The organism is Bradyrhizobium sp. MI1.7, from assembly GCF_055811795.1.
This window is the reverse complement of the sequence record NZ_JBVVPO010000030.1, coordinates 91,660-103,542: the sequence shown is the minus strand read 5'-3', so window position 1 is coordinate 103,542 and position 11,883 is coordinate 91,660. Positions and strand designations below refer to the sequence as shown.

The following is an 11,883-nucleotide window of genomic DNA, read 5'->3' as shown; positions in this document are numbered from 1 at the left end:
ACCATCATCCATGTGGTGATTACCCTTGCCGCCGGCTATTCCGTCGGCTCCGAATTCCGCCGCCGCGACGCGCGGGCGTGGCTCGAAAGCGCCGGCGGCGATCCGCTTGTCGCGCTGGCCGGCAAGCTCGCGCCGCTGTTCTGCATCTTCATTTTGATCATGCTGGCCGAGCCGCTGTTCCTGGAGGGTGTGCTGGAGATTCCCTTCAAGGGCGACTTGCCGTTGATGATCGCTGCGGCCTCGCTGCTGATCATCGCCTATCTGTCGCTCGGCGCCCTGCTCCAGCTTCTGGTCGGCGATCTCGCCACCGGACTCGGGCTTGCGGGCCTCATTGCCTCGCCCGCATTCGGCTATGCCGGCGTCGGCTTTCCCACCATCGGCATGAATGCCTTTGCGCAGACATGGAGCGCGATCCTGCCGCTTCGCTGGTACATGGCCGTCCTGCTGGGACAAGCCGCGCGGGGATTGCCGGTCGCGGATTCCGCTATTCCCTTCGCGGCGCTTGCGGGCCTGGCGTTGCTCTTTGCCGGCCTGGCGTGGATGCGCATGGCGAACGTCACCCGCAAGGGATGGTTTGCAACAGCGCGGCCTGCCGAGCCACACGAGGTCATCTCCACACCGCGCGGCGTCGGCGGCGCCTTCGTGGCGGAGTGGCGGCGCGTGCTGGGAACGCGGGGCGCCTTCGCTCTGCTGTTTCTCGCTCCCCTGGTCTACGGCATCTACTATCCGCAGCCCTATCTGAACCAGATCCTTCGCAAGCTTCCGATTGCGGTCGTCGATAACGATCTCAGCAATCTCAGCCGGCAGATCGTCGAGACGCTGGACGCGAGCGGCGCATTAAGCGTGACGGTTCGCGCCCGAACGCTCGCCGAGGCGCACAGCGCGATCGATCGCGGGCAGGCCTTTGCCGCCGTCGAGATTCCACCCGACACCGAACGCGACGTGCTCAAGGGCATCACCGCCCACATACCCGTCTATGCGGACGCAACCTATCTGTTCATCTTCAGATCGAGCGCCAGCGGGGTCGCCACCGCCATCGGAACCTTGACGTCCGAGCTCGTTTCGCGCGGCGCGCGCTCGGATGGCAGCCTCGTCAAGGCGAAGCTCGCGACGTCGAGCCCGGCCGACGTGTTGCTGCAGCCGATCTTCAACCCGGTGGGCGGCTATGCGAGCTACGTCGTTCCGGCGGCGTTCATCCTGATCCTGCAGCAGACCCTGCTGATCGGCGCAGCGATGCTGACCGGCACCGCGCTGGCGAGCGGAGGCGCAGCCTTTGCCGGCGTGCTCGGCCGCGGCATCGCGCATCTGACCGTCTACCTTCCTGCGCTCGCGCTCTATCTCATCGTGCTGCCGCGGATCTACGGTTTTTCGACACTCGGCCATCTTCCGCAGATCCTCGCGCTCGCGAGTGTCTTTCTGCTGGCAACGAGCTTCATGGGGCAGGCTGTCGGGGCCTGGTTCACGCGGCCGGAGAACGCAACCATCCTGCTGCTGGCGACGAGCCTGCCGCAGTTCTTCATGGCCGGCTTCGCGTGGCCGCGCGAAGCAATTCCGGACGTGGCCCTTGCGTTCGGCCGGTTATTCCCGGCCGACTCCGCGATCGACGGCCTCGTGCGCGTCAACCAGCTCGGCGCCGGTATCTGGGAGGTTGCGCATGACTGGCTCGCATTGTGGTGCCTGGCGCTCGGCTACTTCGCGCTCGCGGTGATCTCGGCATTTGCCGTCAGGAGGAGACAGGGACATGTCCAACCTTAGACCTGCCGCCTTCGTCGCGATTCCGCTCGCGCTGGTCGCGGCGGGCGCGCTGCTCTATGTCATGCGCCACGCGGCACCGCCCGCCGCCATCGTCGGCGTCGTGCGCGCGACCGAGATCAGGGTCGAGCCGGAGGTCAACGGCCAGCTGGTCTCGATTGCGGTCGAGAAGGGTGCCTCTGTGAAGGCCGCCGACGTCGTGGCGCGGCTCTCGGCGGTGGAGTTGACGGCGCAGGCGGACCAGGCGCGTGCCGTGCTCGCGTCCGCCGTCGCAAGCCGCAACAACGTCTATGCCGGCGTGCGCCGCGAACAGGTCGATTCGCTGAAAGCCGCCATCGCCAAGGCCGGCGCCCGCCTCGACTACGTGCAGGCTCAGCTCACACGGACCAGCACGCTGGCGCGCCAGAGCTTCGAATCCCAACAGTCGCTCGACCAGGCCGAGAATGACGTTGCAAGCGCGCGTGCCGGCGTGGCGGAGGCCCAGGCCAATTACGATGCGGCCGTGGCGGGACCGACCCGGGAAGAGCGCGCGGTCGCCGACGCTCAGGTGCAGGCTGCGGCCTCCGCGGTCACCGTGCTCGAGCGCCGCCTCGACAAGATGGTGTTGCGCGCGCCGGCCGACGGCGTGGTCAGCGTCATCGCCGCCGAGGTCGGCGAAAATGTTCGCGCGGGCCAACCGATCCTGATGGTCGAGGCCGCGGGCAGGCAATGGCTCTCGTTCAACGTGCGCGAGGATCATCTCGATCGTCTCGCGATGGGAGAAACAGCGAACGTGATGCGGAACGGCGCTAATGGCGCGACCAAGGCGGTCATCACCGAGCTGCGGCCGCTCGGAACGTTTGCCACCTGGCAAGCTGAGCGGGTCATCGGCGATCACGACCGCAACACGCTTCGCCTGCGCCTCGACCCGAAGGGAGAGTTAGCAGGCCTTGAGCCGGGCATGACCGTCTGGATCGGCCCCTAAACCCCGGTGATTTGAGCTCGCGGAACCAAGCGGTTCCGACCGTCTGCAAAATGAAGCCCCAGCAGTCATTGAGACCACTGGGGTTTTTCAACAGCCTTGCGGAATTCGAATTCAGCCTAGCTGGTGACGGCGGCTTCGGTGTAGGGCGCCGTATTCTTCGCGCGGTTGTCGATGCTGAGAGCGCCCGCACCGAAAGCCGCGATCTGGAGCAGTCCGCCCGCCATCATCACGTTCTTCAGGAAGTGAATCACCCCGATGTCCATAGCTGCGGCCCATGCGGATGACCGAAGATACTAGCGCGCGCCGCCCAATTCCCTGATGCTGCGCCGCACTACAGCGCGCCTAGCCCGGACTTTCGAACAGATCGAGCCGCGGCCCAGCGGAACTTCGATCGCTACCTTTGCTAGAACCATTCAAAATGTATAGGCTGATCCGGTCAACGGGCTTGAGAGAAAGGCCTGGGACGTTCGGGACGTGGAACGCTGAAGGGGTTGCTTGATCGGAAGGCGCGGTCGTCTTCACGGCGGGTGCGACGGATATGGAATCCGATTCAGACGGCCGTCACGGCGGCCGGGAAGGGTCTTACCGTCGGACTTTACGTGAGCGAACCGGCAGTTGCGGCAGGCACTCCCCCGCATTCAGGTGAATGATCGCAGGGCCCGTCATGAGCGGGTCCAGCACCTTTCACGTCGGAGGAGCCGGGATGGACCAACGAGAAGTGCTGGCGGCGTGGGAGAAGTTCGTCGAGCGCGGAGCGTTGTCATCCGACTTGAGATCATCGGTCGCAGCGTCGTGGCAGCGATCCAGGAACCATCACGTCACCGTCGACCGTGCGCGAGCGCCGCTGGTCGCGGACGCCGAGTTGTTTCGTCATCGCTCCAAATACGCCTCGCTCCGTCATGCCGCCCGCTGCGCTCTCGAGAACTCAAAAACATTTCTGCGCGATGCAAACTCAATCATGATCCTCACCGATCCGAGTGGGCTGATCATCGATACGCAGGGCGACGACAGGGTCATCGACGCCGGCCGCGCAGTCCATCTCGAACACGGAGGACGCTGGAGCGAGGCCGACATCGGCACCAACGCGATTGGCGCCGCGATAGCGGAATCGAAACCTGTCCAAATTCACGGTACAGAGCATTTCTGCTCGGAGGTGCAGCGGTGGACTTGCGCTGCCGTCCCGGTTCATGACCCGACCGATGGCGAACTGCTTGGCGTGGTCGACATCTCGGGTCCTGCAAGCACCTTCAATCCGCAGAGCCTGGCTTTGGCCGTCGCGGTCGGCCATCACGTGGAAAGCGTTCTGGCCCAATCGGTCCGACAGGAACACGAGGAGTTGCTGTGCCGCTTTCTCGGCAGGAGATCGCAATGGGCGAACGATGAATGCATCGTGCTCGATCGTCGTGGCACGATCCTCCACGCCACCGAGCGTGCTCTGAACGCACTCCAGCATGATCGCCACGGCATTTACAACGACGCGCCAACCCGCTTTTTGAAGACGGTTCCCTTCGATGAGTGGCCGAGCAGGTTGAAGGAGCTGCTTCCGAACGCGAGCTTCAACTTCGTCGAGAACGAACGCTCCGGCATCGGCGCCATCGTGGTGCTGCATGCGCGACGACGGCAGTTGACCACGCATCGCGACGTCCATAAATCGAGATCCGAATCTGACGGTCGCGAGACCGCGAGCTCATCATCTGCCCGAAAGGATTCAAAGCCGGAACCACGGTCTCTTCAGAGCATGGCCGCCGGCTTCGTTGCGGACGACCCCGCGGTCCGAGCCATCGTCCGTCAAGTCGAGACCGCGGCAGCACGCAAGATGCCCATCCTCATCCGAGGCGAGACCGGAACCGGCAAGGAACAGCTTGCCCGCCACGCCCATATGGCGAGTGGGCGGACCGGCGCGTTCGTTCCAGTGAATTGCGCCGCCCTGCCGGAAAGTCTGATCGAGAGCGAGCTGTTTGGCTATGCCGCCGGAGCATTCACCGGGGCGCGGCGCGGCGGCGCGATTGGACTGGTCAAGGAGGCCGACGGCGGCACGCTGTTCCTTGACGAGATCGGCGACATGCCCGTCGCGCTGCAGGCGGTGCTTCTGCGCCTGCTCGACGACTGGACCGTGCGCCCCGTCGGCGGCGTCAGATCGAAGGTCGATGTCTTTCTCATCTCCGCCACCAATGCCAGGTTGGACAAGGCCATCGCCGAAGCCCGGTTCCGATCCGACCTGCTCTATCGTCTCAATACGCTCGAGGTCAACCTGCCACCGCTCCGGGATCGCAACGACTTTGATGCCATCGTTCGCCATCTGCTCAATGCGATCGACCCGAATTGCGAAATCACGCGGACGGACATTGCGCATCTCGCCGCACGTCCCTGGCCTGGCAACGTCCGCGAGCTCCGCAACGTCCTGGCGCGATTCACCCTTGCCGCTGCGGACGGCTCTATCAGCGAAGCCAGCGCGGAGAGCATCGTTCAACACCCCGGAGCGGAGTCCGGATCGCTCCACGACATCCACCGCGCGCGAATCCTTGTGGTGTATGCCGAGACCGCCGGAAACGTCAGCGAAACCGCGCGACGCCTCGGCGTCTCAAGAAACACCATCTATCGCGCACTGGGGCAGAAGAAGCCCGAGTGATGCCATAGTGCCTCGAATCGCCGATGCTACGAGTATCGCAGCATGCCCTACTATGGACGGAGCGCGGTCGCTTCGAACCGATGATCGGCTCCGCTCAAAGCAGCTCAGCTCCACCACCCCGGGCCGGGCCAGCGGTCGGATCGTAGTCATCCGGCTTCTTGGCGATCAAGGTCTGAGTCGTCAGGATCAGTCCGGCCACCGATGCCGCATTGCGAACCGCGCTGTAGCAAACCTTGACCGGGTCGATGATGCCAGCTTCGACAAGATCGACCGCCGAGCCATTGCGCACGTCGAGCCCGTAGCCATTCGTGGCCTTGGCAATTCTCGCAACTTCCGCCTCTCCATTCAGACCGGCATTGGCGGCAATGTAGAAAAGAGGCCGACTGAGCGCGCGCTGCAGCAGCTCGGCGCCCTGCCTGGCGCCTCCGTCCAGACGGTTGATCAATTCGTCGAGCCTTGCAGCGATCCTGAGCAAAGCCACTCCGCCGCCCGGCACAATGCCTTCTTCGATCGCGGCGCGGGTCGCGTTGATCGCATCCTCGATCAACTGGGTCCGGCGTTTTTGCTCGACCGGCGTCGCGCCGCCGGCAAGAATCATCGCTGTGCCGCCGGACAGTTTTGCGATGCGCTCCTGGAACTTGTCGCGCTCAATATTTTCGGGAGCGACATCGTATTGGCGCAACACCTGCTCGCGTCGCGCCGCGATGGCCTTCTGATCGCCACCTCCCGCCGTGATCAGGGTCTTCGAGGCGGAAATGCGCACTTGGCGCGCGGACCCGAGGTCGTGCAGCTCCACCTTCTCGAGCCTCCCGCCGAGATCGGCCGAGATAACGCGCCCTCCGGTCGCGATCGCGATATCCTCGAGCATCGCCTTGCGCCAATGGCCGAACTCCGGCGGATGAATCGCGGCAACCTTGAAATTGGATTTCTCCCGACGCGCCAGCAATTGCATGATGACAGATGGCGCCACTTCCTCGGCGATGATCAGCAAAGGTCGCCCGCTCTTTTCGATGAGCGAGATCACACCAGCCAGTTGCTCCCCGGTCTGGATCTTGAGATCGGTCATGACGATGAACGGACTGTCGAGAACCACCTGCATTTTCTCGACATCGGTGACCATATGATGTGAAAGATAGCCGCGATCGAAGGCCATGCCTTCAACGATTTCCAGCGTCGTCTCGACCGTGTTGCCAAATTCCACCGCGACGATTCCGTGATTGCCGGCACGTTCGAAGGCTTCGCCGACCATATCGCCAAGCGCTGTGTCGTTGGCGGCAATGCTCGCAACAGCCCGCAGGCCAGCAGACCCCTGCAGCGGTCTCGCCGACCGTCGTAACGCCGTGATGGTCTCACTAACCGCCAGCTCCAGCCCTTGAACCAGCTCGACCGGATTGGCGCCGGCCGCTAAACATTTCAGGCCTTCCTGCACAAGAACATCGGCCAGCACGGTGGCCGTGGTGGTGCCGTCCCCGGCTACCTCATTGGTTCGCGCTGAAACCTCACGCAACACCTGCGCGCCCATATTCTCAAACGGGCATTCAAGTTCGATTTCGCTGGCAATGCTGACGCCATCGCGCGACACGATCGGTGTGCCGATCGGTCGGTCCATGATCGCGTTCATGCCCCTCGGACCCAGCGTTCCGCGTACCGCCTTGGCGAGCTTGGCGACGCCCCGGCCCAGCGCGGCCCGCGCAGCTTCATCGTGCAACATGATCTTCGGCATTCTATATCCCCGACTTTGCCTTGAGGTCGTCTGGTCTGGACTTGTTATCGATGCTGCGCACCCGCATCACGGCACCTGTTACGTGCCCGGCGACGCCGGCATCGTCCTCGATTTCGGTACGAACGGTGTGTCGAGGTCGAACCGCGCGGCAAGCAGGCCGCGGCACAGTGCGCCGTTGAATTCAGCATTGATGCCCACGCGCCGTAGATTCGACAGGTATGCGGCAAGGCCGTCGGCTTTCAGCCGCGCTCCGTTCGCATCGACAAAGGCGGGTTCACCACCGCTTGCCGGACCTACGACGGCACGTCGCTCGAGATAGCGCTGAATCAGCGTCTCACCTGCATCGTCGAGCGGCAGGCAACCGAGCTCCGTCAACGTCAGGCTCACGATCTCTGCCGCCGATTGCCCCAGCGCGACGAGGTGACTGAGTAGCGCAACCTGCCGGCGCTGGAACGCCTTGACGAGGAATGTCTGACGCAGATCATCGAGGCTGCCATCGGCCTCGGCGCCGAACGTTTCCTGGAACGAGCGCCCCTGCGCGAGGCCCGCATTAATCTTGTCGGCATACATGTGCTCACCCAAGACCACGCTGACGCCCTTGACCCAGTCCAACGCGCTGATGGACCGGCGCATGTCGTCCGCCATCAGGAACGAAAAGTTGGCAGCGCACCAATAGGTCGGCAAGCGGAACTCGATGTGGACCCGATCCTTCGCGTCGACATCGGCCCTGGTCACGAAATTCAGGTCGATGACGGACTCGTCGAGTTCCGGGTCCATCACGTCTCGCAGGCAGGCCCATATCTGCGCCTGCCTGTCATCTGACGAATGGCTTCTCGGCCGCTCCCTCCCCTCAACGCCACGCTTCATGGCCATCACCTCGGCGCGTGAACAGCTTCGGGCAAGTAGGCATAACCGCCGCCCGCCTGGATCTTCTTCTTCTGCGCTTCGACATCGATGCCGTAGATACGCGCGGCATTGAGACCAAGGATCTTGATTTTCGTCTCCATCGACAGCACCGAACCGGTCTCCTTGGTGACGTCGGCCGGAATTTCAAATGCCATGAACTTGTCGATCAGCCATTTCGGCGTCCAGATGCCATAATCGCTGCCGTAAAGGATCTTGTCCGGTCCGACCCAGAATAGCAGTTCGGAAATGACGTGGGCGAAGTACCCCGGCCGCGAATGGATGAAGGGCAACGCCACCGCGAGGCCGGCATAGACATTGGTTTCCTGGGTCGCGATCCAGCAGAAGTCGTCAAGGCGCGGCAAGCCACAATGCTCGACGATGAAGTTCAAATCCTGGAACGAGGTGGCGACGTCATCGATATCGGCGACATCGAACGCATCCCGGTTCAACGGGATGATCGTTGGCCCCTTGTGGACGTGGATGTTCTTGATCCCGAGCTTCTGCGCCGCCTCGAGATACTGGTAGGACGCCTTGTCGGTGAGCTTGTAGCCCTTCGACTCGCCACGCCATTCGGCGGTGTAAAGCTTGACACCCTTCAGCTTGTGCTTCTCGGCGAGCGCATGAAGGTCTTCGATTCCCTTGGTACCGTCACGCGGGTCAAAGGCGCCGTTCAGGATGAAGCGGTCCGGATGGTTTTTCTTCATCGCCGAGTTTCGTTCGGTGGTATTGAAGCCGTTCTTGTAGAAGTCGGTGAGATAGGTCGGCTGCAGGATCGCCATGTCGTCGTAACCGGTGACGAACAGGTCGTCGAACATCGTCTTGGCGTCGTACTTCTCGAACTTCTCCTTCTCCCATTTCTCCGACGGTGGGCTCAGATTCGAGTGATAGGCGTAGAAGCAGTCGATGAACTGCTTGCCGTGGATGTTCTTCTGGTTGGCCGGGCTACCATCCCAGAAATGCGTATGCCCATCGATGACAAAAATCTCTTCACCCTTGGCCGTCCTGTACATGGCGTTACTCCCGCTCCGCTGGATATTGCGTATTGTTGTGAGGCGCGATTGATGTCGTCGAAATGAGCCCGGCCGGCTCTGGTGCCGGCCAGGCTGGTTCGCTGGCGATCATTAAACGATGTATTTCATCATCTCGTTCATGTCGCCGAACAGCATGACGGTGTTGTCATCCGTCATGACCATGCGGCCGTAATGCGTCGAGGTTGAAATCTCGAAGAGATGCGGGGTCATGACGCGGCCCAACTCCTCGGAAATCTCATCCATCTTGAATTCCATCTTGCCGTCGCCATCGATACGGATCATCGCCGGCATGTAGGTCACCTTGATGTGTTCATGACGGCTCATGACTTCGGCGATAGCGCGCGCCTCGACGCTATCGTTCATTGTCACTCCGCATTGATGCGACACCGTGTCCTCGAACGTGATGTCTTTCATCGATTTGAAGATGTTGTCATTCTCGTGCAGCATGTCGGTCTCCAGAAGGATTGAGTGTGAGGGCGTGAAGCGATGCCGATTACGACGCCAGTCCGGCCGGAACCGTCAGGCCAAGCTCGGCGGCGATACCCCTGATACGATTCTTCGCGTGTGCCATGGCATCGGCGAAAGCCGCGACCTTGACCCGAGGCTGCGACCAGATGGGCTGCAAATGATTGGCGGCATCGAGCGCGAGATCGGCATGATTGGCCAACCATTTGTTGAACAACGCAAGGTTCTGCGCCCCGAAGGTCGGATCAGTGCCGAGGATGTGGAACAGCTCGACGGTGTTGGCGAGATTGCGCTCATAGTCGGCTTCCGCAGCGGAGACGACAGCCGGAGTGATGAAGTCGTTCTGCGCAGACGCCGCCTGCATCAGGAAGCCTGAGCGGAAGAGTTCGCCGACCAGCGGCTCGAACACCGCATTGGTCGCAAAATATTGCTCGAGATAGTCGTTTGAACCCATCACTGATTCAACCGACTTGCGCACGCCTTGCCAGATCGGATCTTCCAGCCAGTGCTTCTTGCCGGCGGCAATGTCGAAGCCTGGAAGGTCGAGGCCGATTTCGCTCAGATAAAGAGTGATGTCCTGCGCGAAGCGAAGCTTGTAGGACGAGTTGGTCAAGATCGCATTGTTGACCATCTGCGTGTAGCCGTAACGCTGCGCCTGCATCGTCGAGGTGCCGAGACCGAACTCGGCATGCTTGTAGGCTCCGAGATGGTTCTGCAATATCTTCACCCAGGCGGGATCGAAGCGGGTCGGCGCGCCCGATTTCCGGCCATTCTCGATGGTGTTCTGCACCATGCCGCAGATCGTCGACTGGCGCTGGTAATGGGTACGCTCCCACTCCTGGTCGACAGCCCGGAATTTGTGCCAGTTGGAGCTTTTTGCCGCCGTCCAGTCCTTGGAGTAGGTCGGCGTTCCGTCAGGGAATGAGATGATCCAATCCTGCAGCAGATAGCGCTCCGGATCGGGTTGAACATCGACCGTCATGTCTTCGTAATGGGTCGCCTTGCGCCCCTTCGGTTCGAAGTAGTTGTATTTGCGGCTGTCGGAGCCCGGGAAAACCGCGGCCCCCGCGGCTCCGGATTTGACGATTGCCGCAGGCTTGGTCGCTGCTGCTCTGCTCGTTTGCGCGCTCATTGCTTACTCCCTTTCTGCCATTCTGTTCTGCGACGAACCTCGAACGCCGTCATCGCACCGCCGGCGTAAACTTGTCGAAATAGATGTGGTCCGGCTCGACGCCGTTCATTTGCAGCACGGGCAATACGGCGTCGATCATCGGCGTCGGCCCGCACGCGTAGGCGTCGATGGCGCCGCTCAGCTTCTCCTCGCGCAGATGGCGCAGCACGACCTCGTGGATCAGTCCGGTCTCGCCGTCCCAGCCGTCACCCGTCTCCGCATGCGACAGTGCCGGCACGAATTTGAAATCGTTCAGCCGCGCCGCGATGGCCGCGAGTTCATCGAGGTAGAACAAGTCGGCGCGGGTACGCGCTCCGTAGAAAAACCGGACCGGTCTCTGCTCGCCACTCCCGATGTGATCGGCCAGGATCGACCACAACGGCGACATGCCCGAGCCGCCGCCGATCAGCAGCATCGGCCCCGGACGTTCTTCGCGCCGGAAGCAGGTGCCATACGGCCCCTTGGCGATCACGGCGTCGCCGACGGCCAACTTCCCATCAAGCTGGGACGAAAACGCCCCGTTCGGATATTTCTTGATGATGAAGCGGAGATTGATGCCTTCTCCGGGCGGGTTCGCCATCGAAAAGGCGCGGGTGATGGTGCCATCCTGAAGCGTCAGATCGACGTACTGGCCGGCCCAGAACTTCATCGGCCTCTCGATCTCGATCTCCAGCAATCTGATGTCTGACGTCAGCGCGCTAATCCCTGCCACGCGGCCGGAAAATGCCTTCACCGCGATCGAACGGCTGAGCAGGTCTTCGTCATAGTTGAGCAATTCAACACTGATGTCGCTGTAGACATGCGTCCGGCACAGCAGGATGTGGCCGGTCTCGCTCTCGTAGTCCGGCAGGGCGAAGGTCGAGTATTTCAGAAGCTCGATGTCCCCCTCGACCAGCTTTGATTTGCAGCTGCCGCACTGACCTTCCTTGCAGCCATGCATCAGCGAGATGCCCTGACGAAACGCGGCATCCAGGACGGTCTCGCCCTCTTCCACTTCCATCTCGATACCCACTGGTTCGAAACGAACCATGTGAACCCGCACGTCCGTCATGATCCCGGCCCTGTCGTCGTGGCAGTTGTACAGAACGATCGGCAAACCGTTGCCGGTCCCGGCAAGAGGGGGCCCCCAAAGGGGGCCCCCCCCCCCAAAAAAAGGGTTGTTGGGGGGGGTTTTGTTGTTTCCCCATAGGGTTTATGGCCGCGGCCCCCCGCCCCCCCTCGGGGGAAGCGCGGGGGAGCCCC

Annotated in this window: 10 protein-coding genes and 1 pseudogene; 4 read left to right on the top strand and 7 right to left on the bottom strand. The window is 62.2% G+C overall.

Going from position 1 to position 11,883, the window contains the following annotated elements; genetic code table 11:
* Together AC0L3X_RS25530 and AC0L3X_RS25525 are read left to right on the top strand one after the other, a co-directional pair.
* A partial coding sequence (locus AC0L3X_RS25530; RefSeq protein WP_473316960.1) for an ABC transporter permease occupies positions 1 to 1,755 on the top strand: 1,755 nt, incomplete at its 5' end.
* Positions 1,742 to 2,716 carry an HlyD family secretion protein gene (locus tag AC0L3X_RS25525; protein ID WP_063981237.1) on the top strand — a complete coding sequence of 325 codons (975 nt, stop codon included), beginning with the start codon at positions 1,742 to 1,744 and terminating at the stop codon, positions 2,714 to 2,716. The genes AC0L3X_RS25530 and AC0L3X_RS25525, both read left to right, overlap by 14 nt.
* Before the next feature lie 116 nt (positions 2,717 to 2,832).
* On the opposite strand, the gene AC0L3X_RS25520 is transcribed toward AC0L3X_RS25525, so the two are convergent.
* Positions 2,833 to 2,979, bottom strand: a complete 147-nt coding sequence (locus AC0L3X_RS25520; RefSeq protein WP_187388109.1) for a hypothetical protein — start codon at positions 2,977 to 2,979, stop codon at positions 2,833 to 2,835.
* Between the two features lie 383 nt (positions 2,980 to 3,362).
* Between AC0L3X_RS25520 and AC0L3X_RS25515 the strand changes: the two are divergent.
* Together AC0L3X_RS25515 and AC0L3X_RS25510 are read left to right on the top strand one after the other, a co-directional pair.
* Positions 3,363 to 3,956: pseudogene (locus AC0L3X_RS25515) on the top strand (GAF domain-containing protein); the annotation flags it as partial.
* A gap of 498 nt (positions 3,957 to 4,454) precedes the next feature.
* On the top strand, positions 4,455 to 5,345 hold the full coding sequence (locus tag AC0L3X_RS25510) for a sigma 54-interacting transcriptional regulator (RefSeq protein ID WP_354097260.1): 891 nt from the start codon (positions 4,455 to 4,457) through the stop codon (positions 5,343 to 5,345).
* A gap of 94 nt (positions 5,346 to 5,439) precedes the next feature.
* Here the strand turns inward: AC0L3X_RS25510 and groEL are convergent, their stop codons facing one another.
* The 6 genes from groEL to AC0L3X_RS25480 all read right to left on the bottom strand — a co-directional run bounded on the left by groEL (position 5,440) and on the right by AC0L3X_RS25480 (position 11,692).
* Positions 5,440 to 7,068 (bottom strand): molecular chaperone GroEL, encoded by a 1,629-nt coding sequence (gene groEL, locus AC0L3X_RS25505; protein WP_063981235.1) that lies wholly within the window; start codon positions 7,066 to 7,068, stop codon positions 5,440 to 5,442.
* Positions 7,069 to 7,146: 78 nt separating this feature from the next.
* On the bottom strand, positions 7,147 to 7,935 hold the full coding sequence (locus tag AC0L3X_RS25500) for a metal-sulfur cluster assembly factor (RefSeq protein ID WP_256376462.1): 789 nt from the start codon (positions 7,933 to 7,935) through the stop codon (positions 7,147 to 7,149).
* Positions 7,936 to 7,940: 5 nt separating this feature from the next.
* Positions 7,941 to 8,984, bottom strand: coding sequence for an amidohydrolase family protein (locus AC0L3X_RS25495; protein WP_063981233.1), 1,044 nt, complete (start codon positions 8,982 to 8,984; stop codon positions 7,941 to 7,943).
* A gap of 111 nt (positions 8,985 to 9,095) precedes the next feature.
* The gene (locus AC0L3X_RS25490; protein ID WP_028150059.1) at positions 9,096 to 9,452 is read right to left on the bottom strand and encodes an MmoB/DmpM family protein; all 357 of its coding nucleotides are present in this window, start codon (positions 9,450 to 9,452) and stop codon (positions 9,096 to 9,098) included.
* Between the two features lie 46 nt (positions 9,453 to 9,498).
* Complete coding sequence (locus AC0L3X_RS25485; protein WP_063981232.1) at positions 9,499 to 10,602, bottom strand: aromatic/alkene monooxygenase hydroxylase subunit beta; 1,104 nt, start codon at positions 10,600 to 10,602, stop codon at positions 9,499 to 9,501.
* 49 nt (positions 10,603 to 10,651) lie between these two features.
* A complete protein-coding gene (locus AC0L3X_RS25480; protein ID WP_063986107.1) occupies positions 10,652 to 11,692 on the bottom strand; it encodes a 2Fe-2S iron-sulfur cluster-binding protein in 1,041 nt (346 codons plus the stop codon).
* Positions 11,693 to 11,883: the final 191 nt, after the last annotated feature.

Coding starts and splice junctions, on each gene's coding strand:
- AC0L3X_RS25525 (WP_063981237.1), top strand. CDS start 1,742: ATGTCCAACCTTAGACCTGCCGCCTTCGTCGCGATTCCGCTCGCGCTG.
- AC0L3X_RS25520 (WP_187388109.1), bottom strand. CDS start 2,979: ATGGACATCGGGGTGATTCACTTCCTGAAGAACGTGATGATGGCGGGC.
- AC0L3X_RS25510 (WP_354097260.1), top strand. CDS start 4,455: ATGGCCGCCGGCTTCGTTGCGGACGACCCCGCGGTCCGAGCCATCGTC.
- groEL (WP_063981235.1), bottom strand. CDS start 7,068: ATGCCGAAGATCATGTTGCACGATGAAGCTGCGCGGGCCGCGCTGGGC.
- AC0L3X_RS25500 (WP_256376462.1), bottom strand. CDS start 7,935: ATGAAGCGTGGCGTTGAGGGGAGGGAGCGGCCGAGAAGCCATTCGTCA.
- AC0L3X_RS25495 (WP_063981233.1), bottom strand. CDS start 8,984: ATGTACAGGACGGCCAAGGGTGAAGAGATTTTTGTCATCGATGGGCAT.
- AC0L3X_RS25490 (WP_028150059.1), bottom strand. CDS start 9,452: ATGCTGCACGAGAATGACAACATCTTCAAATCGATGAAAGACATCACG.
- AC0L3X_RS25485 (WP_063981232.1), bottom strand. CDS start 10,602: ATGAGCGCGCAAACGAGCAGAGCAGCAGCGACCAAGCCTGCGGCAATC.
- AC0L3X_RS25480 (WP_063986107.1), bottom strand. CDS start 11,692: ATGACGGACGTGCGGGTTCACATGGTTCGTTTCGAACCAGTGGGTATC.